This window comes from Corynebacterium stercoris, assembly GCF_024160105.1.
GTDB classification, from domain to species: Bacteria; Actinomycetota; Actinomycetes; order Mycobacteriales; family Mycobacteriaceae; genus Corynebacterium; species Corynebacterium stercoris.
This window is the reverse complement of sequence record NZ_JAMFTQ010000001.1, coordinates 290,578-315,216: the sequence shown is the minus strand read 5'-3', so window position 1 is coordinate 315,216 and position 24,639 is coordinate 290,578. Positions and strand designations below refer to the sequence as shown.

The following is a 24,639-nucleotide window of genomic DNA, read 5'->3' as shown; positions in this document are numbered from 1 at the left end:
GGGAGCGGCCGGTAGAATGCGCTAATTATGGCTGCTCAAAAGAAGAACTTTGCGGAGGAGACGTTCACCGATCCCGCTCGCATCCGCAACTTCTGCATCATCGCGCACATCGACCACGGTAAATCCACCCTGGCCGACCGCATCCTCCAGCTCTCCAACGTGGTGGACGCCCGCGACATGCGCGACCAGTACCTGGACAACATGGACATTGAGCGCGAGCGCGGCATCACCATCAAGGCGCAGAACGTGCGCCTGCCGTGGACGGTGACCTCGGGCGAGCATGCGGGCGAGGAGTTCGTCCTCCAGATGATTGACACCCCGGGCCACGTCGACTTCTCGTACGAGGTCTCCCGCTCCCTCGACGCGTGCGAGGGCGCCATTTTGCTTGTCGACGCAGCTCAAGGCATCGAGGCGCAGACCCTGGCCAACCTGTACATGGCCATGGAGAACGATCTCGAGATCATCCCGGTGCTGAACAAGATCGACCTGCCGGCCGCGGACCCGGAGAAGTACGCGCTGGAGATCGCCAACATCATCGGCTGCGAGACCGAGGATGTGCTGCGCGTGTCCGGCAAGACCGGCCAGGGCGTGCCGGAGCTTTTGGACAAGGTGGTCGAGCTGATTCCGGCGCCGAGCTCGGAGCACTCCGACGACGCGCCGGCCCGCGCGCTGATTTTCGACTCGGTCTACGACACCTACCGCGGCGTGGTCACCTACGTGCGCATGGTGGACGGCAAGCTGCTGCCGAATCAGCAGGTGCAGATGATGAATACGGGTACCCGCCACGAGATCCTCGAGATTGGCGTCGTCTCGCCGACGATGAAGAAGACGAAGGGCCTCGGCCCCGGCGAGGTGGGCTATCTGATCACCGGCGTGAAGGACGTGCGCGAGACCCGCGTGGGCGACACGGTCACGTGGGCGTCGAAAGGCGCGTCGGATCCGCTCGAGGGCTTCGAGGAAGTCAAGCCGATGGTGTACTCGGGCCTCTTCCCAGTCAGCCAGGAAGACTTCCCCGACCTGCGCGAGTCGCTGGAGAAGCTGCAGCTTAACGACGCTTCTTTGACCTGGGAGCCGGAAACCTCCGTGGCGCTGGGCTTCGGGTTCCGCTGCGGCTTCTTGGGCCTGCTGCACATGGAGATCACCCGCGATCGCCTGGAGCGCGAGTTCGACCTGGACCTCATCTCCACGGCGCCGTCGGTCACCTACCGCGTGATCCGGGAGGACGGCACCGAGCAGATCGTGCACAACCCCTCCGACTGGCCGGGCGGAAAAATCGAGGAAGTCTACGAGCCGATCGTCAACATGACCATCATCGTGCCCCAGGAGTTCGTGGGCACGACGATGGAGCTGTGCCAGTCCAAACGCGGCACCATGAAGAACATGGAGTACCTCTCCGAGGACCGCGTTGAGCTGCGCTACATCATGCCGCTCGGCGAGATCATCTTCGACTTCTTCGACATGCTGAAGTCCCGCACCAAGGGCTACGCCTCGCTGAACTACGAGGAGGCCGGCGAGCAGCTCGGCGACCTGGTAAAGGTGGACATCCTGCTGCAGGGTGAGCCGGTGGACGCGTTCTCCGCGATCGTGCACAAGGATTCGGCCCAGTGGTACGGCAACAAGATGACGAAGAAGCTCAAGGAGCTCATCCCGCGCCAGCAGTTTGAGGTGCCGGTGCAGGCGGCGATCGGTTCCAAGATCATCGCCCGCGAGAACATCCGCGCCCTGCGCAAGGACGTGCTGTCCAAGTGCTACGGCGGCGATATCTCTCGCAAGCGCAAGCTGCTGGAGAAGCAGAAGGCCGGTAAGAAGCGCATGAAGTCCATCGGCTCCGTGACGGTGCCGCAGGAAGCGTTCGTGGCTGCGCTGTCTACCGACGAAGCGCAGTAAACACCGCCCGGCCGATCCACACCACGGCGAACATCGCCACAAAGATGATCAGGCCGAGGCCGAGCATGCCCCCGAGGGTGGTCACGCCGGCCGCGTCCGCCCAGTCGGGCGCACCAATCGCGGCGGCGACGAAGCCGAGCACGAGGTTCATCGCCTCGGCGCGCTTGGATTCCTCCTCGGCGATCTCGCCGGAGAGCTGCTCGAACTGGTTGCGCATCACCTGCTGGCGCGACTTCATCTTCGAGTCGAAGTCCTCGCGCAGCTGGTTGAACCCGGTGGCGCGCTGCAGCCCCTTGAGCACGCGCGTGTCGATATCCCGGCCCGGGATGGTGCGGAACCACAACTTGTCGCGGATCTCGATGTGGTCGAGCTGGAGACGCTCCATCCGCTCGAGGTCGGCGCGCAGCTCGGCGTGGGACGCTTCGCCTATCGACGACGATTTTTCGCCCACAATCTGCAGCGTCTTGCGCAGGTGGTTCTCGCCCGCCTGGGCGCGCATCTGCAACATCACCACATCCACGAAGCGGGTGTTGGCCATGGACCAGTAGCGCATGCCCTCGCGGCTGGCCGACTTGGTGCGCACCATGCCCACGCCTTCGTCGGAAGTCATGATTGTCCAGGACGAAAGTTGCGCGGCGACGAGCTCCTGGAGTGCGTCCTGGGTTTGGTAGGGCACCAGCTCGGGGTAGGAGTCCGCGCCTTCGAGGATTTGCCACGCCCACTGCTCGTGCCATTTCCACTTGGTGTTGCGGGTTTGGAGCACGAGCGGGCCTTCGATGTCATCCGGCACGGAGCCGTTGTTCGCCTCGCTAAGGGTGAAACGGTCGGGGTCTTCCGGGCGGGCGGGGTTCGGAATCGCCATGGCCACGCGCTGCGGCGCGGGCAGAGCGAAGGTGCCGGCGGGTCCGGGCGCGCCAGCAGTAGACACCAAGCTGCCCGCCGCGGAGACCCGCATGGAGCATTCGCGCCCGAGCGCTTCGTCGATCTTCGCCACCGCGATGTTGACGAACCTGGTTAGCGCGTGGAGCTGCGGGGGCGACTCGGCATACTCCCCGTCGACTTTGTAGAACTGGGACGTGTTGCGCGGCCGGCGCAGCGTCGCGCTGAGGAAGCCCAGCGTCGCCGAGGAGATGTTCTCCGCGACCACGTTGAGGATGAGGAAGTTGCTGGTCACCTTCGACGGCGTGTTCAGGTTCAGGTCGTGGAACTGCATGATCTCGGCGGAGAGGAGCCGCAGCGTCGCGGTGCCGTGGCTGCCCCGCGCCCCGCGCATCTGGTCTTCCCAGGGCAGCTGCGCGTCGTAATTCACCAGCTCGTAGAACGTCCGGTTCCTCTCCGGCGGGAAGACGAAGTGGTGGGCGGTGACGTTTGGGTCCCAGCCTGCGTCGGCAAGCGAAAGCTCCCGCGGCGGTGTCTGGGACGGTGTCCTGCGGTGGCTGGTGCGGTCCTCATGCCCGAACTCTTCGACGCCCGCGAAGGCGACTTCCTGGAACACCACGTCGACGTCGATGCTGCGCGCGCCGACGGAGGCGTCGATCGGGTCCATGAAGCGCGAGCGGGCGTCGTTGTAGTGGGGGCGGCCACCCTCGACGATGGGGTCGCCGTAGTAGTTGTGCCGCACGTCGGGCTTGCGGAAAACCTCCCGCTTTGGATCCCACGCCGGGTTCTCCACGATGCGCACGCCCTTGTCCCGCCCGTACGCCCAGCCGTGCTCGCCGAAATCGAAGGGTGCGTCGCCGAACCCGGACGCATCGGGCACGGGGAGGACAAGTGAGAAGGTGGCCAGCCGCCACTCCGGTAGGCTTGGAGCCTCGAACGTATCGGGCACAAGGAAGTCGTGGCCGACATCTTTGTACGAGTGCAACTGCATACATGGGAGGCTACCGTGACCTACGCGAACTCCACCGTCTTTCTTCCGGGCGTGACGCAGCGGGAGCACGAGGTGCGCGTCCCCATCGACCGCGCCAACCCCGCGCTCGGCGAGATCACCGTCTTCGCGCGCGAGCTGTACACCGACGAGTCGTTGCCGTACCTCGTCTACTTCCAGGGCGGCCCCGGCAAACCCGGCCCGCGCATGCTCATGGAGTGGATTCCGGAGGCGCTGAAACGCTACCGCGTGCTGCTTATCGACGAACGGGGCACCGGCCGCTCCGCCAAAGTCGACCGGACCACGCCTGAGCGTATCGACGCTAACTTTCTAGCCCACCTGCGTCCGCCGGACGTGGCGGCTGATGCGGAGGCGCTGCGCGAGCACCTCGGGGTGGAGCAGTGGGACCTGTTGGGCAACTCCTTCGGCGCGGCGTGTGCCGGCTCCTACTTGTCCTACTTCCCGGAAGGGCTGCGCCGCGTGCACCTGGTGGGCACCGTGCCGGAGCCGCACATGGACGTGGACCTGTTCAACCGGAAAACGTTCGAGTTGCTTCGCGAGCGGCAGAATGAACTTTTCGCCGCAGTGCCGTGGATGCAGCAGCGCGTTGCGGAAGTGGCTGACCACCTGGAAAACCAGGACGTGCGGATGCCGACGGGGGAGCGGCTGTCCTCCACCCGCATGCGCATGGCGGGTGTGCTCTTGGGCGAGGAGGGCGATTTCGGCTTGCTGGCGAACCTCTTCGAGATGCCGTTCACCGAGTACCGCGGCGAAAAGCGCCTGCGGGGCGACTTCCTGGCGCAGCTCGGCGGCATCATCTCGCTGGAGACGATGCCGCTGTGGGGCGTGGTGCACGAGTCCGTCATGGCGCGACCGGGTCACCCAACCCGCTGGTCCGCGGAGCGGATCTACCGCGAAGAGTTCGCCGACCTCACGCTTTTGGGCAACCACTTCTTCACCACCCACTTCGAGGAAGACCCGGCGCTCACCCCGTTCTACGAGGCGGTCAACGAGGTGCAGCACATGGACACCCTGGCGGCCCAATCAGAAGACGTCTCCGGTAACAAGGTGCCGGTCGCGGCACTGCTATTCAAGCCGGACCTTTTCATCCCGTACGAGCTCACCGCGGAATCGGCGTCGAGAGTCGGGAACCTGCGCCTCTGGAGCCACGACGAGTGGTTCCACGACGGCATTTGGGCCCACGGGGAGGACGTGGTCACGGGCCTCTTCGAGATGCTGGACTGACAGGTTTCTTTTAGGCTTTGCGGCGTGAAAGCGAACGTCGTGAAGCTCAGTGCCCTCCTTACCGCCGCCTCCCTCGTCTGCGCGCCCGCCGCGAACGCGATCACGGTGCCGCAGCTGCGCAGCGAGGTGACCGGCAGCTCCATCGGCGCGCCGATTGTGCAGCACCCGGGTGCGCCGGTGCCGCGCCCGTTTTCGCCGCAGTACCTGACCGGCTACATCTCCGACATTTCGCCGTACAAGTACGGCATTTACGCCGAGGTGAACCGCCTATTCCCGCAGGTCCGCGACACGCAGCCGCAGACCATGGCGGCGAATCTGGACACGGTCGTACGGATCAACAACACGGCGAGCGCTGAACAGATCGCCACGGCGCAGGTGGACGCGGTGGCGTCCGCGGGCGGGCTGCTCGCGGCGCTGTCCCCGGCGCTCGGCGCGGAGTTCGGTGAGGCGTTCCGCGCAGCGCTGCGTGAGGGGCGCCTCCCGAAAACCTCGTACTTGCTGGATAACGGCTACCTCGCGCGCACCGGCGGCATCGCCAATTCGACGCTGATTGAGAAGCGCGTGTTCAACTACCCGCGCCCCCACATCGTGGCCCCGGAGCGTATCAAGCGCTACAACACGCCGGAGACTGGGGACCTGTACCTCACCTCGCCCGCGTTCCCGTCCGGCCACACCAACCAGGCGACGATGACGACGACGCTTTTGGCCTACATGGTGCCTGAGCTCGCCCCGCAGCTGCACTACCGCGGCGCGGAGGCCGGCAACTCGCGCATCGTGCTGGGCGTGCACTACCCGCTGGACGTGATCGGCGGGCGCATGTCCGGCTACGCGGCTGCGGCGGACCGCCTCAACGATCCGAAGATGCGGGATGCCCTGAACCAGGCAGGCGCCGAGCTGCGCGCGGAGATTGAATGGCGCACCGGAAAAACTATTGCCCAACTTGTGGCCACTGATGTTCCGTACGTGAGCACCGCCGAGGCTGTGCGCCGCATGGAGGGCTGGATGGGCTACGGCTTGCCGACGGTCTATTTCCCCGACGCCGCCATGGAAATCCCGCAGGCCGCGCCGGTGCTCCTGGCCGCCCGCTTCCCGGACCTGAGCTGGGAGCAGCGCGCCGAAGTGCTGCGCCGCACCGCCGCCCCGTCCGGCAACCCGCTGGACTGGCAGGGCCCGGGCGGTTCCTGGCAGCGCATCAACCTCACTGCGGCGACGGCAGCGACCGTGACTGTGGCCGCAGACGGAGCGCTAGTAGTGCGGTAACCGCGATCGTCACCGCGGAGGAGACCGCGGCAAGCTCCAACGGCACGTCGACGATGGGTGCGCGGCCGGGGTGGAGGGCCTCCCCGCCGAACACCATGATGTTGTTGGCCGCGTGGAGCACCACCGCGGCCTCGATGCCGCCGGTGCGCCACGTCAGGTACGACGCGCAGGTTGCGAACATCAGGATGTCTAGCAGGCCCATCCAGTTGTAGAGGTGCATGAATACGAACGGCAACATGGCGATGCCGTAAACCAGCCACGGCGAGCGCACCCGAGCGCCGACGAGTTGGGGGAGCGCCGCACGGAACATAACCTCCTCCGCGGCGGCCTGCAACGGGGTGATCAGGACGAACACTGCGAGCAGGCTCAGCGTGGCACGGGTGAATTGCGCCTCGCCGTCGGCAGCCGAGATCGCGAGCCAAACCGCGTACGGCGGCAGAGCGATGACGGCTGCTTTGCCGACGATATCCCACCGCACGCGCTTCACCACCGACACCAGCGCCGCCGGATCGCGGCCCATGATGCGCGCGGCGATGAACGGTGCCGGGATCGCGAACGCGAGGGCGTAGACATCGCCGAGGGTGCTCTCGGAGTCGACGATACCTATGCCGATAACGACAAGGATGAGAACGAGAAACATTGCCAAGCAAAGCTCCGCGATGAGTTTCCATATCGGTTGCTCGTGGGCGAGGCGGTGGAACTCCACCCGATCTCCTTCCTCCGGCGCTTACGCGGTGAGCATCGCGTTGCCGTCGTCGAACGTGTATCCCTCGGGGTTGACATCGTATAGGGGGTCCGGGCACGGGGCGTCGACCGGTTCTTCGGGCAGGGGCATTTCCCACCGCAGCTCCGCGGTGAAGGGGAACTCCATGTCGTACTCCTCCTCCAGCTCCTCTATCGAGCGGAGGTACTGTTCGAGGTTCTTGGTTGCATCGAATTCGTCGAGAAGCGTGTGCCCCTTCGCCAGAAATTCGCTCGCCCGGTCCTTCGCGCAGCGCCGCTGTTCCACCGAACTGCGCCAGCGCGGGTTCACCGGGGTGATTTCACTGCGCAGCAGGCCGGCGTTTTCCGCGATGGCGTAGGTGCCGTCCGAGAACAGCCAAATAATGTCCCCGGTGGCGGGGTCGGGTACATAAAACGCCCGGCGATCTGTCTTCAAATTGTGGTGGTGGGCGCAAAGGCAGAACAGATTGCTCGGGGTGGTCGGGCCGCCCTCGCCGAACGGAATGCGGTGGTCAAGCTGGCACTGCTCGGCTGGGCGATTGCACCCGGGATAAATGCACCCGCCGTCCCGCGCCTCGGCGTAGGTGCGCATCGCGGCCGTCGGCGCGTAACTTTGAGCAACTCGCTTGCCGACGTCCGTTAACTCAAACGTCCTCGTTTTACCTTGCGCAATGAGGTCTTCGAGCACCTCGGTGCTGAGATCGTCCGTCCAGCCAAAACCAGGGACGTACGCGGACGTGCCCTCCGGGCCTTCCGGCCTGAAGACGTTGATGGTGATCTTCGGCTCCGGCTCGACTTCGCCGGCGAGCAGTTTGAAAAATGCGTCCGATTCGCTGACCTGCAGGCGTCGAGCGGTGGCCTTGACCGACTCGCGGATCGTGGCCATGGCGATCTTGTCCGCGCTGTATTGCAGGCCGGACTGCACGTTGTCGCCGAGCATGATGTCGAAGTATTGGAGCTCGCGCTCAGAAGGGTCGACGGAACGCTCCTTGCGCTTCTTCCGGTTGAAGCCGACCTCTGGGCGGTGCGTGGCGATAATCCTGTGCAACCGCTCAGTAATCGCCCGCTGGCCAGGCAGCTCCTGCGCGATGCGCTTCGGGGTGAAGAGATCTACCAAATAATCGTCGATAAGCGCGAGAAGTTCCTCGTTCGGCTCGGCGCCGAGGATGGCTAGTGCAGCGTCCACCGCGCGCAGACGCGGGATGTCGAGGCGGGCTGTCGCCTCCTGCAACGCCCGCAGCCGGGGGAGCTGGCGGAGGCGGTAGTAGCCGAAGATGGCTCGATCGGCAGCCGACTTCGACCAACCGGTGGCATTCTGGATGCGCGCCAGAACAAGCTCGTAATCGAATGTTTCTGCGTCTTCCTTGGCGAGCCACCCGAAGATCAGTAGCTCGGATTGCCGGATTGTTTGTGTCGCTTGGCAGATTGCGTCACCGGGGCGCTCGGTGGCGAAGTATGCAGTGGTAGTTGACATGTAGCGCATCGTTCCTCTCGCTAGAACGGTGGGTGTCAAGATCGGATGTTGTAGTTGCTCACCATTATAACAGCCGTCCGAACGCCCGTGCTATCGAAAAGAATAACTGTTCGATAACAATGCGTGTCGCTGCCGTCGGAAAGCGATCGAGCGCGCTAAATCACGCGAATGTAAGTTGCGGGCTACAATGGCCGCATGCAGACACCCGTTCCCCGCGAGCAGGTCAAGCTCACCGATGCTGAAGTGCTCGTATTTGATGCTCTCACCAGCGCGTTTGAGCGCGTGGAGGAGCACCTGCTCGATCAGTCCCTAATGCTGTACGTCACCCGCTAGGGGGTACGAGGGCTGGGCGCCGCGGCGCGTCACCGAGTACGCGCCCACGCGCGCCGCGAACACGGCGGCGTCATCGAGCGTGTCGCCCTCAACGAGTCGCCAGCAGAACGCGCCTGCGAACGCGTCGCCGGCACCTACGGTGTCCACGGCCTCTACGCGCGGGGAAGGAACCGCGCGCACGCCGTCCGCATCCGCCACCAGCGCGCCCTCCGCGCCGAGCGTGAGCACGACGGAGGCAAAACCGGCGTCGACAAGCCGCGCAGCGAGCTCCGGCGGCGCACCCACCCCGTCGAGCCCCAGCTGCGCCAGAATCAGCCCGGCCTCGTGCTCGTTCGCCATCAGCGGGTCGGCCGCGAGCAGCGCCCCACGCGGCACCTCGACCACCGGCGCAAGGTTGACCACGACGCGCCCCCGCGCCAGCGCCACAGCCTGCGCGAAGCCGTCGGCGGGGATCTCGCCCTGGAGGAGCACCAGCTCAGCAGCCTCGACAGGAGCACGGTGCTTTGCGACGAACGCCCCGTCCACCTTCGCGTTCGCACCCGGCACCACAATGATCGTGTTCTCGCCGGCCGCATCCACGGTGATCACGGCGAGCCCGGTGACGTCGGCTACTTCCTCGACGTGCGTCATGTCCACGCCCGCTTCGTGCAGCAGCGCGGTCGCCGGTTCAGCGTTCGCGTCGGGGCCCACAGCGCCGACGAGCGCCACTTGAGCCCCCAGGCGGGCAGCGGCGCACGCCTGGTTCGCGCCCTTGCCGCCAGGCGTGACACCGCCGCCTGCGCCGAGCAGGGTCTCGCCCGGCAGCGGGTGGCGGTCGACTGTGACGGTCAGGTCCGCGTTAACGGAGCCGACGACGGTGATTTGCGGTGTCATAGCCGCGATTCTATGAGGGTGCGCGTGTACTCATGCTGGGGATCGCGCCAGATTTTCTCGGTGTTGCCGTGTTCGACGATGCGGCCGCGATGCATCACCGCGATCCGCGGGCACAGCTCGCGCACCACACCCAGGTCGTGCGACACGAAAAGCAACGTGCCGGCCCCGACGGTGTCGTCGAGAAGCGCGAGTACCTGGGCGCGGACGGTCACGTCGAGGGCGGACACTGGTTCGTCGGCAAGCAGAATGTCCGGGCGAGGTGCCGCAGCGCGCGCAATCGAGATGCGCTGGCGCTGCCCGCCGGAGAACTCGCGGGGCTTGCGGGACCCGGTGCCCTCCAGCCCGACCCCGGCGAGCACCTCCTCGGCGCGCTGCGTATCGACGCCCGCTTCCCGCACCGAATCGACCACAGCCATCCGCGGATTCAGCGATGAGTACGGGTCCTGGAACACCATCTGCATGGTGCCGCGCACGTCGACGGTGCCGGAGTCGGGAGTCAGCAGGCCAGCGACCGTGTGCAGCAGCGATGTCTTGCCGGAACCCGAGCCGCCGACGAGGCCGAGGCGCTCGCCCCGGCGGATGGTCAAGGAGACGTTGTCAAGCGCCTGCGTCTGCCCGCGGCGGAGCGACACGTTGTGCAGCGCGACAATGGGTTCGCCGAGCCGCGTCGGCGCGGCTGGTTCGCCCGGCCGGGAGGCGAGCTCGAGCTGCCGCGCGTACGCGGAATCGTTCGGCACAATGCGCCCGTCCTTGAACGTGAGCACCCGCGATGTCATGCGGCGCACCACGGCGAGGTCGTGCGAAATGAAGATCAGGCCCATGCCGCGTTCGGCGACCAACCGGTCGATGAGGTCCAGGATCTGGCGCTGCACCGTCACGTCGAGGGCCGTCGTCGGCTCGTCGCAGATGAGGTAATCGGGGTTTTGGCTGAGAGCAAGCGCAATGAGCACGCGCTGCCGCTGGCCGCCGGACAGCTGGTGCGGGTAGGCCTCTGGCCGGTCCACGCCGACTTCTTTCAGCAGCTCCCGCGGCACGAGCGCACCGACGCGCTTGAGCGGGTCCAGCGCCGTCATCGGCTCCTGGAACACCATGCCGGCGACCTTGCCCCGTACTTTCCGACGAATGCGATCAGGCGTGCCCACCATTTCCGTGCCGTCCACGGTGATCGAGCCGCTCACGGGCAGATCGGTCAGACCCATGATGGACAGGGCGGTGAGCGACTTGCCGGAACCGGACTCGCCGATGATGCCGAGGCGCTCGCCGGGAGCGAGGTCGAAAGAGATGCCTTCGAGGATGCCGGGGATGGCGAGGTTAGCGACCCGAATCACGGCGGCCTCCGATCAGGTTGAAGCCCAGCACAGTCAGCGCGATGGCGAGGCCGGGCCACAGGGCGAGGTGCGGCGCAGTGGCCAAGAACGGCTGGGACGCCTGAAGCATGCGGCCCCAGCTCGCATACGGGGCAGGGGCGCCGAGGCCCAGGAAGGACAGTCCCGCCTCCGCAAGGATCGCGAGGGCAATAGCCACCGACGCCTGTGTGACCAGCAAATGCGCGATATTCGGCAGCACGTGGCGGCGTGCGATCACCGGCCCCGGCACCCTGGCAATCCGCGCGGCGAGGATGTAGTCCTGGCTCATCACTTGCAGCGTGCCCACGCGTGCCACGCGGACGAAACCCGGGATGCCGGCCAGCCCGATCGCCAGCACCACGATCCAGATACTCGCCCCGAACACCGCGGTGAACACAATGGCCAGCAGCAGCGCGGGGAATGCCAGCAGCAGGTCGGCGCCGGCCATGACCACGCGGTCCGCGCGTTTTCGCATCCCCGCCCACACACCCAGCGGGATGCCGACCAGCGCAGAGAGGGCTACCGCGCTTAACGCAGTCGCCAGCGTGAGCCGCGCGCCAGCCATGACGCGGGAGAGCACGTCGCGGCCGAGCTGGTCCGTGCCCATCCAGTGCGCCGCGGACGTGCCTTGGAGGCGCGACGCGGGATCCGCCTGCAGCGGGTCGTAGGGCGTCCACACCAGGGAGATGGCGGCGAGCGCCAGCATCCCGGAAACCAGAATCCATCCGAGCTTTCTCATCGGCGCACTCTCGGATCGATCACGGCGTAGAGCAGGTCCACCGCGAGATTCACCAGCAGTGTGAACGCCACGAGCAGCATCATCACGGTCTGCACGGTGGTGAGGTCGCGGTTGCCCACTGCGTCGACAAGCAGCGAGCCCAGGCCGGGAATCGCAAACACCCGCTCGATCACCACCGCGCCCACGATCATCGTGGACAGCTGCAGGCCGGTCACCGTCAGCACCGGCAGCGCGGCGTTGCGCAGCACGTTGCCGTAGAGCACTTCGCTTATCGACGCTCCCTGCGCCCGGCCCGTTCGCACATAGTCCTTGCCCATCTCGTCCACCACCGCGCTGCGCACGTAGCGGGTGAGAATCGCGCCCTGGACAAGGGCGAGCGCCGCGACGGGCAGGATCGCGTGGCGCAGTGAGCCCCACCCGTTCGCCGGCAACCAGCCGAGCTTCACCGAGAAGAGTGCGACCGCCAGGATGCCGACCAGGAAGGACGGCACCGCGATACCGAGCTGGGTGAGCACCTCCAGCACGGGCCCGGGGCGGCGCGCCAGGCGGATGCCCAGAGGCACCGCGGTGGCCAGCGCGATGACGACGGCGGCGAGGGTGAGCGTGAGCGATATGCCGGCGCGCTCGAGGATGGTGTCCGTCATGTTCTGCCCGCTCGACATGGACACCCCGAAGTCGCCGGTGAGCAACCCTCCGACCCAGGAGAAGTACTGCTCGATGAGCGGGCGGTCCGTGCCAAGACGCTGTGCGAGCTCCGCGACGGCTTCCTCCGTCGCCGTCACGCCCAGCGCGATGCGCGCCGGGTCGCCCGGTACTGCCCGCAGCAGCAAGAAGATGAGGACGCTGGCCGCGGCCAGCAAGCCCACGAAACGCGCGATGCGCAGGCCAAACGTTTTCATGACGCACCTCGGATGGTGTGCAGCGGCAGGGCGTCAGTGACCACATTCGGGTTCACGCCGCTAATGCCGGGACGCAGCAGCACTATGTTCGGTGCGTTGACCAGCGTCAACGCGGCGGCATCAGCCATGATCTGCTCTACAGCATCGCCGAAGCGCTCTTCGTCGATGAGCGAGCGGGCGGCTTCAGAGTCGTAGCCCAGGTAGTAGTCCGGGTTACCGAAAAGGTTCGCCACGTCGCGCGGCTCCACATGCGCGATGATCGACGCCTGGTAGTCGTGCTGCTTCAGCACCTTGTTCAGCCACACTGCGGGGAACTCGACCGTCTCCAAGCGAGCGTCGAAGCCCACGTCGCGCAGCTGGGAAAAGATCAGCTCCGACGCCGTTTGCGCGTACGGCAAGTTCGGCACTGTGATGGTGACCTCGGGCGTGCGGCCGGCGAGCAGCTGCTTCGCGCGATCTGGATCAAACGGAAAGTAATCTTTCCCGGTGAACCACGGGTCGGTGGGCGGCACGGGGGCGCCGCCGGTGTCGGTGGCGAGGCCGTTGTACACCACGGCGTTAATCGCCTCGCGGTCGATCGCGTGGGCGACTGCCCGGCGCACATCCGGATCGTCGAACGGTGCGGCGTTGTTGTTCATGGACAGCAGCACCTCACCGTTTGTGGTGCCCACCTCGACATTGATCGTGTCCGGCAGCGCACCGATGAGCTGCGGCGCCTGCATGGCCCACACAACGTCCACGTCGCCGGCGCGCAGCGCGTTGACCGCGGACACCGCGTCTGTGAAGTAGCGGATCTGCGCGTCGTGCTCGACGGGCCCGCCCCAATAGTCATCGCGGGCGTTGAACGTCACCGCCGTACCCACGTCGAAACGCTCCAGTGTGTACGGGCCGGTCCCCAACGGGTCGTCGGCGAGGCGCGGGACGCTGTTGGGGCTCATCATCGCGCCGGTGAAGGTGCCCATCGACCAGAGCCAGCTTTCCGACGCCCGGTTGAGCACCACCTCGAGCATATGCGGGCCGAGCACGTTGACCGACTCGACCGGATCCATCTGCGCCTTCAGGCCGTTGGTCCAGGACTCCTTGACGTAGGTGATGGAGAAGGCGGCGTCCTCCGCGGTGAACGGGGTGCCGTCGGAAAAGGTCACGTCGTCGCGGAGATGGAAGGTGTAGACCTTCCCGTCGTCGCTCACGTCCCAGGAGGTTGCGAGGAAGGGCTGGGGTTGTCCGCTGTCGTCGATACGCACCAGCGTTTCGTAGACGTTGCCCATGAGCGCCTGCGGCGCCGCCGCGCCGCCGGTGGTGGTGAAATCCAGGCTCGCGGGCGGGGCGGAAGTTGCGACGGTGAGCTGGCCCTCACTCGGCGGCGGCGCGCACGCGGTGAGCGCGGCCGCAGCGAGGAGCGGGCCGGCGAGCCGGGTGTGTTTCATCCGGCAAAGGCTACCCCATGGCGTCTGCCAGAATCCCCATTGCATGCAACGTATCGTCGTGGGTAGCAGACTGCAGCGAGATCATCAATTCGTCCGCCTTCGCGTGGTCGGCGAACCACTCGAGGTATTCACGCACCTCGTCGCCGGTGCCCTTGGCGGTGTAGCGCAGCATGTCGATGATCTGCCGGCCCTGGTAGGAGTGGACCACGCTGTCCAGCTGCTCGTCGCTCAGCGGCGTGCCCCGGCGGCCGACGAAATTGCGCACGCGGTTGCGGTGCACGATCTCCTCCTGGCGATTCGCCTCCTCAGCAGTGTCCGCGGCGATGACGTTCACCGCCGCAATGCAGTACGGCTCCGGATAGCGCTCCGAAGGCTGGTAGTTCTCCCGGTAGTACGTCGTGGCCTGCTCCAGCGCCTGCGGCGCGAAGTGGGAGGCGAAGGAGTACGGCAGGCCCAGCTGCGCGGCGAGGGAGGCGCCGAACATGGAGGAGCCGAGGATGTAGAGCGGGACGTTCGTGCCGAAACCCGGGGTGGCCACTACGCCCGGCAGCGGCGACTCGGTGGAGAGCCACGCCTGCAGCTCCTGCACGTCCTGTGGGAAGTTCTCGGCGGCGCGGGGATCGCGGCGCAGCGCGCGGCCGAGCGTTTGCTGGTCGGTGCCCGGGGCGCGGCCGAGGCCGAGATCAATGCGGCCCGGGTAGAGCTCCTCGAGCATGCCGAACTGCTCGGCGATGACATACGGGGAGTGGTTCGGCAGCATCACGCCGCCGGCGCCCAGGCGAATCGAGCTGGTGCGGGCACCGATGTGGGAGATGAGGACCGACGGCACCGAGGAGACGATAGACGTCATGTTGTGGTGCTCGGAGTACCAAATGCGGTGGAACCCGAGCGCTTCGGCGGTTTGGGCGAAGGCGACGGAACGCTCCATCGCCTCGCCGACGGTCTCGCCGGGGTAGCGGGTGCAGAAATCAATCAGGGATAGCTTCATGCCCCCACGCTACGCCTTTTTAAACGAGCTGTTCCTCGTGCTCCACTTCGCCGATCACGCGGGCCGGCTTCGGGTTCATGAAGTCAATCACCAGGCCGATGATGAAAGCGACAGCAACCGGGACAACCCAGCCGAGGCCGGCGCCGGCGAGCGGGGCCCAGGAGACGACCGGATTCAGGGCGTCAGCTGCCCAGCCCAGGCCAACGAAGGTCTCAATCAGGGAGTAAATCACTGCCACCCACACCGGGAGAGCGAACGCCCAGGTGAAGCGGGTCTTCGCTCGGAACAGCGGCTCAATAAGGGTAACCAGGATCAGGGTGATCGCCGGCGGGTAGAGGAAGCCGATGACCGGCGCGGCGATGGTCATGATGAAGCTCAGGCCCTGGGTGGCGAACACCATGGACCACACGGTGAAGATCACGGCCCAGATGCGGTAGGAGCCGAAGAACTGCTCGGAGAAGTACTCCGACGTCGCGGTGATCAGGCCCACGGCGGTGGTGAGGCAGGCCAGCAGCACCACGAGGGAGAACACGATCTGGCCAGCGGTGCCCATGGTCATGTTCGAAGCCTCTGCCAAGAGGCCAGCGCCGTTCTCGAAGCTCGCGCCGTTCGGGATAACGCGGCCGATGCCGCCCAAGCCCAGGTAGATCAGTGCGAGCATCACACCAGCGCCGATACCGGCGATGATGGTGCCGTTCACCAGCTCGCGGCCGTGGTAACCCTTGTTGGACAGGGTCGAGATGACCACGATGGCGAACGCCAGCGCCGCGATCGAGTCCATGGTGAGGTAGCCCTCGAGCAGGCCGCCGGTGAAGGCGTTGTCCGCGTAGGCCTCAGCCGGGACGGCTGGTTGCGCCTCGAAACGGGTCAGGGACACAATGATCATGACCACGAGCAGGACGACCAGCGCGGGCACGAGGAACTTGCCCAGGGTGTCCATGATCTTGATCGGGTTCCAGCTCAGCGCGAGCGCCAAGCCGAAGAATACGATGTTGAAGATCGCGGAGGCCGTGGTGCCCTGGACACCGAGCAGCGGGGTGATGGCGGTTTCCATCGACACCGCGCCGGTACGCGGCAGAGCGTAGAACGCGCCGATGGACAGGTACGCCAGGATCGGGAAGATCAAGCCGAAGACGGTGCCGCCGCGCTGCGCCAGGTCGCGCACGTCCTCACCCGCGAGCGAAATAGCGATCACGGCCAGGACCGGCAGCAGAGCGCCAGTGGCCAGGAAGCCGAGGATTGCGGGCCAGAAGTTATCGCCGGCCTGGACGGCCAGCATGGGTGGGAAGATCAGGTTGCCCGCACCGAAGAACATGGAAAACAGTGCGAGCGAAGTGATCGCGATGGTCATGCCTGAGCGCTTGGGGCTGACAGCCGTAGAACCCATACAGAGACCTCCTTGGATACTTGTAGAAACCTTGAAACGGGACAGTTTCATTCACAGTAGTACCCAAGGCGGATCTTGGAAAGCTGATCCCACTAAGTGGAACTAGCTGAGCGCCTCGATGGCACGCAACGGGATGTCAATCCAATCCGGGCGGTTGTTCGCCTCATACGCGACCTCGTACGCGGCCTTGTCCGCAACATACGCGGCAAGCAGCACCTCGTCGGCATCCCCGTACCCCTCCAGGAGGGCGGCAGCCATCTCGTCGCCCCACTCGGGCCCATGCTTGCCGACGGCAGCAGCGTACCCGAAGGAGCGCACCATCCCCGCCACATCCCGCAGCGGGTGGTCCGGGCGGCGCCGCTCCTCCAGGGAACGTGCCGGCTCCCCCTCAAAATCGATGAGGTACCACGAAGCGCCCTTAATCGTCTGCCCGAGGTGCAGATCCCCGTGGACGCGCTGGACCGCAACGGGTTCGTCGGGGATGCGGTCAATGGCGGCTCTGATGAGGTGGGCGTGCTCGTCGAGGACGGCGGCTCTGGCGATGTTTTGGTCGAGGCGGCCGTGGAGCTCCTGCTTGATTTCATCTGCCGAGACGGTCCCCGTGCCGAAGGTGTCGGCGAGCGAGTCGTGCACGCTGCGGACTGCGGCGCCGAGGTCGCGGGCGTCGGCAAGCGAGAGCTCGCCCTGCGTGGCCGCGTCGAAGCCGTCGGTGCCGGTGAGCCGCGCTTGTTGCATCGCGAGCGTCTGGCCGCCCCGGACCACGTACGCGGTGACCGGCGCGACGTGCGGGTTGTCGATGCGGCTGAGTAGCTCGACATCGGGATTGAGCCCGTCCTCGAGGCGGCGGAAGACTTTGACGATGGTGTCGCCGACGTAGAGCGACGTGTTCGACTGCTCCGCGCCCATCGGGGTGGCGGGGGCGGGGCGCAGCTCGCCGTGCACCTCGCCGAGCGTGCCGACGTTCGCGACATACGCCGTGGCGCCGGCATCGGTGTGGAGGACGTCGTGGTCCCCGTCGACGAGCACTTGGTACGTCTCGGTGCCGCGGTCGGTGGTGACGTCGATGAGCTGCCAGGTGTACTCGCCCACGGGCTCCTGCGCCGCGACGCGGGTGGCTGTGACCGTCGCGGCCTTGGAACCGAAGAAACGGGTGCCGGTGATGTCGATCATGGTTTTGGCCTTAGGAGATGTCGAACCAGAAGAAGCCGTGCGGCGCGAGGGTGACCAGCCACGGCAGCTCGCCGATGGTTGGGAACTCCACGCCGCCGGAGAGCTCGCGCGGCGTGATGCCGGCGTACTGCGCGAGCTGCATCATCACTGGCTGCGGGCGCGAGCTCATGTTGTGTACGCAGAGGATGCGCTCGCCTTCGAACTCGCGGATGAACGCGAGCACCTGCTCGTTGCCGTGCTCCACCTCGATGTATGAGCCGCGGCCGAACGCCTTGTACTGCTTGCGGATGTGCACGAGCGTGCGCACCCAGTGCAGCAGGGAGTTATCCCGGTTCATCTGGGATTCGACGTTGACGATGTGGAAACCGTACTGGTCGTTGCGCACCGGCGGGAGGTAGAGGCGCTCTGGGTCGGCGGTGGAGAAGCCGCCGTTGCGGTCGTTGGACCACTGCATCGGGGTGCGCACGCCGTCGCGGTCCGGCAGCCAGATGTTGTCGCCCATGCCGATCTCGTCGCCGTAGTAGAGGAACGGCGAACCAGGCAGGGAGAGCAGCAGCGCGTGGGCCAGCTCGAGCCGGTCGCGGTGGCCGCCCAGCAGCGGGGCCAGGCGGCGGCGGATGCCCACATTGGCGCGCATGCGCGGATCGAACGCGTATGACTTGTACATGTAGTCGCGCTCTTCCTCGGTCACCATCTCGAGTGTCAGCTCGTCGTGGTTGCGCAGGAAGATGCCCCACTGCGCGGACTCCGGAATGGCGGGAGTCTGGCGCAGGATGTCGATGATCGGCTGCGCGGTTTCCTTGTGCAGGCCCATGAAGATGCGCGGCATGACGGGGAAGTGGAACGCCATCTGGCACTCGTCGCCGTCGCCCTCGCCGAAGTACTCCACAACCTCGTGCGGCATCTGGTTCGCCTCGGCCAAGAGGAAGCGGCCGGGGTACTCCTCGTCGAAAAGCTTCCGTACGCGCTTGATAAAGCCGTGGGTCTCCGGGAGGTTCTCGCTGCTCGTGCCCTCGCGCTCGAAGAGGTACGGGATGGCGTCGAGGCGGATGCCGTCCATGCCGAGGTCCAGCCAGAAGCGGATCACATCCAGCACTTCTTCCTGGACGTTGGGGTTGTCGTAATTCAGATCCGGCTGGTGGGAGAAGAAGCGGTGCCAGAAGTACTGCTTGCGCACCGGGTCCCACGTCCAGTTCGAGGTCTCCGTGTCGATGAAGATGATGCGGGTGCCGTCGTACTGGTTCTCATCGTCCGTCCACACGTAGTAGTCCCCGTACGGGCCTTCCGGGTCCTGGCGGGACTCCTGGAACCAGCGGTGCTGGTCCGAGGTGTGGTTGATCGGGAAGTCCGTGATGATGCGGATGCCGCGCTTGTGGGCGGCGTCGATGAGGGAGATGAAATCCTCCACCGTGCCGAACTCCGGCAGCACCTTGCGGAAATCGCGGATGTCGTAGCCGCCGTCGCGCAGCGGGGAGTCGTAGAACGGCGGCAGCCAGAGGCAGTCGACGCCGAGCCACTGCAGGTAATCGAGTTTCTCCTCCAAGCCCTTCAGGGTGCCGGAGCCGCTGCCGTCCGGGTCGTAGAAGGCGCGGACGAGGACTTCGTAGAAGACGGCGTCCTTGTACCATTCCGGGTCCGGGCGCTCCCACGGCTGTTCGACGGGTGCGGGGGGCGTGAAATCTGAGGCCTGGGGGGTGTGCTCCATAAAGGCCTAGCGTAGTTCGATTGCCTGCGCGATGCGCTCGACTGCCTCTTTGAGGATCTGTGGCGAGGTGGCGAAGTTCAGCCTCGCCTTGTGCTCGCCGCCCGGGCCGAAATCCACGCCCTCGCTCATGGCCACCCGGGCGTGCTCGCGCAGCCAGGCGGCGGGGCGTTCGTCGGTTAGCGCGGTGTCCCGGAAGTCGAGGAACATCAGGTACGTCGCCTGGGGGACCTCGAAGCGGATGCCGGGGATGCGCTTCGGCAGCTCTGCCACCAGCCAGTCGCGGTTGGCCTTGAGCAGGGCCACCTCCTCGTCGAGGAACTCGCGGCCGTCGCGGTAGCAGGCTTCAGCGGCCACGATGCCGAGCGTGCCGACGCCGTCCTTCGCAATCGGGCTGACCTTGTGCCAGCGCTTGACGTCCTCGTCGTTGGAGAAGATGATCTGTGCGCATTTCAGGCCCGCGATGTTCCACGCCTTCGAGGTCGCCGTTACGGTGATGCACACGTCCGGGTTGCGCTCCGCGGCGCAGACGTGGGTGCCTTCGTAGACGAGCGGGGCGTGGATCTCATCCACAATCACGCGGCCGTTGTGCTGGCGGGCGATCTCGCAGATCTGGTCGAGTTCTTGGGCAGAGAACATCCAGCCGCCCGGGTTGAACGGGTTCGTGACGATGATGCTGCCCGCGCCGTTCGCGAAAGCTGCTTCCACTTCGGCGAGGTCGAGGCCCTGCTCAGAGCCGACGTCGATACGCTTGCGCCCCGCGGTCTGCGCAATGTCGAGGAAGGGGAAGTAGGACGGGACCGGGACAATCACGTCGCCCTCGGTGAAGTACTGGATGGCCAGCAGCACGCCGCGCACCACGTCGGCGACGGGGAAGATGCGCTTCGGGTCGGGGCGCCATCCGTAGCGCCAGTCGTAAAAGTCCGCGACCGCCTCCGGCAGTGCGTGCGCGTGCGGGGCGGGGGTGTACCCGAACATCTCGCGCTCGCAGGCGTCGAGGATCGCCTGCTTCACCGCCGGCGCGGTGGGGAAATCGCTCTCCGCCACGAACATGGGGATGACGTCTTCGTCGAACTGGGTCCACTTTCGGGTGCCGCGGATGCGCAAGGTGTCAAGATCGGGGAACTGCATGAGCTCGAGGGTAACGCGGACTGTAGGATGGCACCCATGTCTCAACGCCTCAAAGTTGCCGCACTCGCGCTGATCTTCCCGTTGGCGGCGTGCACCGGGCCTGTCGACGACGACAATTCCGAGGGCATGGAGGCAACCCCCACCGAGGACGCGGAAGTGTCCCCGACCAGCACGCTCGGCCTCCCGGAGAAGGAGTTCGCGGTGGCAGAGGTTGAGCCGAGCACCACGAACGAGATCAAGGGCGAACGCGTCGAGGATCCGGCGATGGAGCTGTCATATAAATGGCAGGGCACGTCCTACGCGCCGGGCGGCGGGTCCGTTGTTGTCGTCGCCATCACAAACGAGTCGGACGCGCCGATGCCCGCCGACACGTTGAACCCGACCCTGACGTGGAACGCGGGCAACAAGGAGTACCGCACCGCGGAGCTGAAGACGGCCGAGGAGGCCGGCGTGGACATCGTCGGCCTCGATATGCCGCTCGGCCCGGGTGCGACCGTGAACGCGAAGTTCCCGTTCGACGTGTCCACCGGCAACCTGTGGGACGCCAAGTTCACCATCGGCAACGTCACGTTCGAGGGAAACCTGAACAACTAATGGAGCAGGTCGTGCTGCTCGACGCAGCTGGCAACCCGATCGGCACCGCCCCGAAGCGCGACGTCCACACCACAGACACCCCGCTCCACCTGGCGTTTTCCTGCTGGGTGCTCGGCCCGGAAGGCTTGTTGCTCACCCGCCGCGCCCTGAGCAAGCTCACATGGCCGGGCGTGTGGACGAACTCCTTTTGCGGCCACCCCGCGCCTGGCGAGGCAGTGGAGGGCGCAATCCTGCGCCGCGCGCACACAGAGCTCGGCTTGGGGCACGATTGCTTTTCGACGCTCGATTGCATCCTGCCCGAGTTCCAGTACCGCGCCGCCGATTCCTCGGGCGTGGTGGAGAACGAGATCTGCCCCGTCTACGTCGCCCGGCTACACCCAGACGCACAGCTCGCCCCGAACCCGGCCGAGGTGGACAGCGTCGCGTGGGTCGCTCCGGAAAAGCTCATCGCAGCAGCCGACGCAACCCCGTTCGCGTTCTCCCCGTGGCTGGTTGCGGAGCTTGCCGATCAGCGCCTGCGCGACGCGATCACCGGAAACCGTATGCCTTGAGCCGCTCCCGGTCCGCTGCGGACGAGGACGCGGTGAGGCGCAGTAGTTCCGCGTAAATGCCGTCGGTGGCGGCGAGCTCGGCAGGGGAACCAATCTCGTCGATGCGGCCGTCGCGCAGGGTGATGATGGTGTCCACATCCGCGATGGTGGACAGGCGGTGCGCGATCATGATGGTGGTGCGGTTCTTCATCAACTCGTCCAGCCCGGCCTGGACGGCGCGTTCGGCCTTGGTGTCCAGCGCGGAGGTGGCCTCGTCGAGGATGAGGATGGGAGCGTCCTTGAGCATCGCGCGGGCGACGGCGACGCGCTGGCGCTGCCCGCCGGAGAGGCGCAGGCCGCGCTCGCCGATGACGGTGTCGTAGCCGTCGGCGAACTGGGAGATGAACCCGTGGGCATTGGCGCGCTTCGCCACGTCGACGACTTCCTCCAACGTCGCGTCCGGTTTGCCGTAGGCGATGTTTTCGAAGATGCTGCCCGAGAACAGCGCGGGTTCCTGGAACACCACGCCCGTTGAGGCGCGGAGCTCCTCCACACCCAGCGTGGCCGCGTCCCGGCCGCAAATGATGAGGCTGCCTTCGGAGATCGGGTAGAGGCCCAGCAGCAGGTTGACGATGGTGGACTTGCCGCCGCCGGATTCGCCGACCAGCGCGATCTTCTCGCCCTCGCGGGCTGTGAACGAGACGTCGTGAAGCACTGGCTCCCCGGGGGTGTACGCGAAGCTGACGTCCTGCAGCGCAACCACCGGCTCGGCGACCGGCAGAGGGCGGTGCTGCACCGGGCGGAGGTCGGGCGTGCCGTTGGCGGCGGTGGCGGCGACGAGCTGGGCGTTCGCGGTGGGCTCTACCGGCTCGTCCATCACCTTGAAGTAGGAGCAGGAACCGGCGACGGCGCGCTGGGCGGAATCGACGATCCAGCTCATCATGGTTACCGGCTGGCGCACCATGGTGACCATCTGCAGGAGCATAACCATCTCGCCGATGGTGAACTCGCCGCTCAGCGTGCGGAGGAAAAGGATGAGATAGATGCCCAGGAAGATGAGGTTCATCACCACGCCGCGCAGCGTGTCCATCGAGTGCCACCAGCGCGATTGCGGGCGGGTGAGCTCGACGGTGGCCCGGTAGTGGGAACCGAAGGTGTCCAGCTCGCGGACCTCCGCGACATAGGACTTTGCGACCTTCGTCTGGCCGACGACCTCGGCGAAGCGGCCGTTGCCGGTGTCGATGTGCTCGTTCTTCTCCTGCTCCCAGCCTTGCCAGCGTTTGGAGGTCAGGGCGGTCAGCCACGTGTAGAGCGGGAAGAGGAGCGCGAGCAGGATCGCGAGCGGCCAGTAGTAATAGCCGGTGATGGCCAGAATGGCGACAACCTGCAGGATCATCGGCAGGAAACTGTTGGCAATAGACTGGATGAACTGCGTGACGTTGGCGATGGAACGGTCCAGCCGCGCGATGATCGTGCCCGTGACCTGATCGTCGAAGTAGCGCTGCGGCAGCGCCAGCAGTTTGGCGAAATACCTGGTGGACAGGATCTGGCGGATGCGCGCCACCATCACGTCGCCGAGGTAACCCGAGACGTTGCGCAGGATCGAGGCCAACGCCTCCGCCGCGAACAGCGCGACCGCGAGCCACACGACGCGGCTCGCGGCGCCGCCGGCCACGATGGTGTCGGTCGCCTCGCGCAACAGGAACGGCGAGACGAGACTGAGACCCGCCACCAGCGAAGACACCACCACGACGGCCAGGTAGTAGGGCCACAGCGTGGAGGCGCTGCGCAGGACGCGGATCACGGATTGCATGACGGGTCACCATACCGCCCGCTAGTCGATGAAGCACCCCCGCAGGTACCCGAACGGGTCGTGGGCGATGTCGAGCTTGCCGTCCATGGTTCGGCGGGCGGCGAGACGGCGATCGTCGTAACGCTCCCAGCCCACCTTGCCGGAGCGGATGAAGCCCAGCACCCACTCGTGAAGCGCGCCGCGGAACATCGGCGTGAGGTCCTCGGAATGGCGGGCGCCGACGTGCTCGGCAAGGTAGATCGGCCCCGGCGCGCCCTCGGCGACGCGGTCGACGAAGCGGCGGCACAGCGAGTCGCTGAAGAGCTGGCCGGCGGGGTGGCCCGGCGCGATGCGCTGCACGGCGGCGAAGTAGTCGCTGGCGGCTTCGCGTTTCAGATCCAGGCGGGGACCGAGGAGGCGGTAGAGCGCGGCGCGGTCGAAGGGCGCGCCGGAGTCGAAGAACTCCTGGTCGGTGGCGGAGAGCACGATGGGCACTTCGGCGAGCTCCGCGGCGTCGAGCGGGTAAGGGCCGAGCGCCATGTCGGTGATGTACTGGGTGCGGAAACGCTGGTAGGCGCGCTCGACGCGGGCGGGGTCGTGCTCGAAGAGCTCGTTGAGGCTGTCGCGGGTGAGCGGCTTGCCGATGGCCCCGCGCGCCGCCCACTTGCGGGACTCGAAACCGCGGCGGGGAAACGCGGGCGACATGGCCAGCGCGCGGCGGAATTCGCCGCGGTAGTGGTCGCGGCGGGCCAGCCACAGCACGATGGCGGCACCGGCGGACTGCCCCATCACGGTGACGTTGGTCGGGTCGCCGCCGAAGGCTTCGATGTTGCGCTGGATCCAGGTCAGGGCGGCGGCGCAGTCGGCCACGGCGCGGTAGTGCCCGGGCGGGTCGGTGGGGAAGGGGAGCAGCCCCGGGAACTTCAGCCGGTAGCCGACGCGGACATGGATGACGCCTTCCCGTGCGAACCCTTCAGGATTGGAGAAGGTCTCGGTGTGGTCGCCGCTTTCGAAGCGGCCGCCGTGGATCCACACGAGCACCGGCAGGTCGGCCAGGGTTTTCGCTCCGGCCGGCGCCGTGATGGAGAGGGCGGGGATGCCGGGGCGCTCGGAAGTGGCGTCGATAAGCACCCCCTGCTCCGCAGGACGCGGGTCGTCGAAGGCGCGGGGGATGCGCGAGTACTCGACGGAGTGGAAGTGGCGCACCCCGTCTTCGGTGGTGCCGACGATGGTGCCGGCGGCGCAGGTGACTTCGGTGTGCGGCATGAGGCG

At 66.4% G+C, this 24,639-nt stretch carries 21 protein-coding genes; 6 read left to right on the top strand and 15 right to left on the bottom strand.

Annotated elements, in window-relative coordinates; translation table 11 throughout:
- The first annotated feature begins 27 nt into the window (after positions 1–27).
- The gene (lepA, locus tag M5J20_RS01505) at positions 28–1,887 is read left to right on the top strand and encodes a translation elongation factor 4 (protein WP_253575661.1); all 1,860 of its coding nucleotides are present in this window, start codon (positions 28–30) and stop codon (positions 1,885–1,887) included.
- Here lepA and M5J20_RS01500 read toward each other — a convergent pair.
- On the bottom strand, positions 1,868–3,757 hold the full coding sequence (locus M5J20_RS01500; protein WP_253575659.1) for a hypothetical protein: 1,890 nt from the start codon (positions 3,755–3,757) through the stop codon (positions 1,868–1,870). The genes lepA and M5J20_RS01500 overlap by 20 nt on opposite strands.
- Positions 3,758–3,772: 15 nt before the next feature.
- Here M5J20_RS01500 and M5J20_RS01495 point away from each other — a divergent pair, with 15 nt between their 5' ends.
- Both M5J20_RS01495 and M5J20_RS01490 read left to right on the top strand, forming a co-directional pair.
- Entirely contained in the window at positions 3,773–4,999 is a 1,227-nt protein-coding gene (locus M5J20_RS01495) for an alpha/beta fold hydrolase (protein WP_253575658.1), read from the top strand.
- 24 nt (positions 5,000–5,023) lie between these two features.
- On the top strand, positions 5,024–6,259 hold the full coding sequence (locus tag M5J20_RS01490) for an acid phosphatase (protein ID WP_253575657.1): 1,236 nt from the start codon (positions 5,024–5,026) through the stop codon (positions 6,257–6,259).
- Here M5J20_RS01490 and M5J20_RS01485 read toward each other — a convergent pair.
- Together M5J20_RS01485 and M5J20_RS01480 are read right to left on the bottom strand one after the other, a co-directional pair.
- A complete protein-coding gene (locus M5J20_RS01485; protein WP_253575656.1) occupies positions 6,198–6,899 on the bottom strand; it encodes a CPBP family intramembrane glutamic endopeptidase in 702 nt (233 codons plus the stop codon). The two genes, M5J20_RS01490 and M5J20_RS01485, sit on opposite strands and share 62 nt — an antisense overlap.
- 87 nt (positions 6,900–6,986) lie before the next feature.
- Entirely contained in the window at positions 6,987–8,456 is a 1,470-nt protein-coding gene (locus M5J20_RS01480; protein WP_253575655.1) for an HNH endonuclease signature motif containing protein, read from the bottom strand.
- A 195-nt stretch (positions 8,457–8,651) separates the two neighbouring features.
- Here M5J20_RS01480 and M5J20_RS01475 point away from each other — a divergent pair, with 195 nt between their 5' ends.
- Positions 8,652–8,789 (top strand): hypothetical protein, encoded by a 138-nt coding sequence (locus tag M5J20_RS01475; RefSeq protein ID WP_253575654.1) that lies wholly within the window; start codon positions 8,652–8,654, stop codon positions 8,787–8,789.
- On the opposite strand, the gene M5J20_RS01470 is transcribed toward M5J20_RS01475, so the two are convergent.
- From M5J20_RS01470 to M5J20_RS01425, 10 genes are all read right to left on the bottom strand, one after another.
- Positions 8,766–9,662 carry a ribokinase gene (locus M5J20_RS01470; RefSeq protein ID WP_253575653.1) on the bottom strand — a complete coding sequence of 299 codons (897 nt, stop codon included), beginning with the start codon at positions 9,660–9,662 and terminating at the stop codon, positions 8,766–8,768. The genes M5J20_RS01475 and M5J20_RS01470 overlap by 24 nt on opposite strands.
- Positions 9,659–10,990, bottom strand: a complete 1,332-nt coding sequence (locus tag M5J20_RS01465) for an ATP-binding cassette domain-containing protein (protein WP_253575652.1) — start codon at positions 10,988–10,990, stop codon at positions 9,659–9,661. Before M5J20_RS01465 ends, M5J20_RS01470 begins: the two co-directional genes overlap by 4 nt.
- Complete coding sequence (locus tag M5J20_RS01460; protein ID WP_253575651.1) at positions 10,974–11,747, bottom strand: ABC transporter permease; 774 nt, start codon at positions 11,745–11,747, stop codon at positions 10,974–10,976. Before M5J20_RS01460 ends, M5J20_RS01465 begins: the two co-directional genes overlap by 17 nt.
- Entirely contained in the window at positions 11,744–12,646 is a 903-nt protein-coding gene (locus tag M5J20_RS01455) for an ABC transporter permease (RefSeq protein WP_253575649.1), read from the bottom strand. The genes M5J20_RS01460 and M5J20_RS01455 overlap by 4 nt, the downstream gene beginning before the upstream one ends.
- A complete protein-coding gene (locus M5J20_RS01450) occupies positions 12,643–14,073 on the bottom strand; it encodes an ABC transporter substrate-binding protein (protein ID WP_253575647.1) in 1,431 nt (476 codons plus the stop codon). The genes M5J20_RS01455 and M5J20_RS01450 overlap by 4 nt, the downstream gene beginning before the upstream one ends.
- Positions 14,074–14,083: 10 nt before the next feature.
- Complete coding sequence (locus M5J20_RS01445) at positions 14,084–15,061, bottom strand: LLM class flavin-dependent oxidoreductase (RefSeq protein ID WP_253575645.1); 978 nt, start codon at positions 15,059–15,061, stop codon at positions 14,084–14,086.
- Between the two features lie 19 nt (positions 15,062–15,080).
- Positions 15,081–16,448 (bottom strand): branched-chain amino acid transport system II carrier protein, encoded by a 1,368-nt coding sequence (gene brnQ, locus M5J20_RS01440; RefSeq protein WP_253575644.1) that lies wholly within the window; start codon positions 16,446–16,448, stop codon positions 15,081–15,083.
- A 102-nt stretch (positions 16,449–16,550) separates the two neighbouring features.
- Positions 16,551–17,618: a trehalose synthase gene (locus tag M5J20_RS01435; protein WP_253575643.1), complete on the bottom strand. Its 1,068-nt coding sequence runs from the start codon at positions 17,616–17,618 to the stop codon at positions 16,551–16,553.
- Positions 17,619–17,628: 10 nt separating this feature from the next.
- The gene (gene treS / locus M5J20_RS01430; RefSeq protein WP_253575642.1) at positions 17,629–19,323 is read right to left on the bottom strand and encodes a maltose alpha-D-glucosyltransferase; all 1,695 of its coding nucleotides are present in this window, start codon (positions 19,321–19,323) and stop codon (positions 17,629–17,631) included.
- Between the two features lie 6 nt (positions 19,324–19,329).
- Entirely contained in the window at positions 19,330–20,451 is a 1,122-nt protein-coding gene (locus M5J20_RS01425; protein WP_253575641.1) for a MalY/PatB family protein, read from the bottom strand.
- Between the two features lie 36 nt (positions 20,452–20,487).
- On the opposite strand from M5J20_RS01425, the gene M5J20_RS01420 reads away from it, so the two are divergent.
- Together M5J20_RS01420 and idi are read left to right on the top strand one after the other, a co-directional pair.
- Positions 20,488–21,045 carry a hypothetical protein gene (locus M5J20_RS01420; RefSeq protein ID WP_253575640.1) on the top strand — a complete coding sequence of 186 codons (558 nt, stop codon included), beginning with the start codon at positions 20,488–20,490 and terminating at the stop codon, positions 21,043–21,045.
- Positions 21,045–21,596: an isopentenyl-diphosphate Delta-isomerase gene (gene idi, locus M5J20_RS01415; protein WP_253575639.1), complete on the top strand. Its 552-nt coding sequence runs from the start codon at positions 21,045–21,047 to the stop codon at positions 21,594–21,596. The genes M5J20_RS01420 and idi overlap by 1 nt, the downstream gene beginning before the upstream one ends.
- Here idi and M5J20_RS01410 read toward each other — a convergent pair.
- Both M5J20_RS01410 and M5J20_RS01405 read right to left on the bottom strand, forming a co-directional pair.
- Positions 21,574–23,388, bottom strand: coding sequence for an ABC transporter ATP-binding protein (locus tag M5J20_RS01410; protein ID WP_253575638.1), 1,815 nt, complete (start codon positions 23,386–23,388; stop codon positions 21,574–21,576). The two genes, idi and M5J20_RS01410, sit on opposite strands and share 23 nt — an antisense overlap.
- A gap of 21 nt (positions 23,389–23,409) precedes the next feature.
- Positions 23,410–24,633: a carboxylesterase family protein gene (locus M5J20_RS01405; RefSeq protein ID WP_253575637.1), complete on the bottom strand. Its 1,224-nt coding sequence runs from the start codon at positions 24,631–24,633 to the stop codon at positions 23,410–23,412.
- Positions 24,634–24,639: the final 6 nt, after the last annotated feature.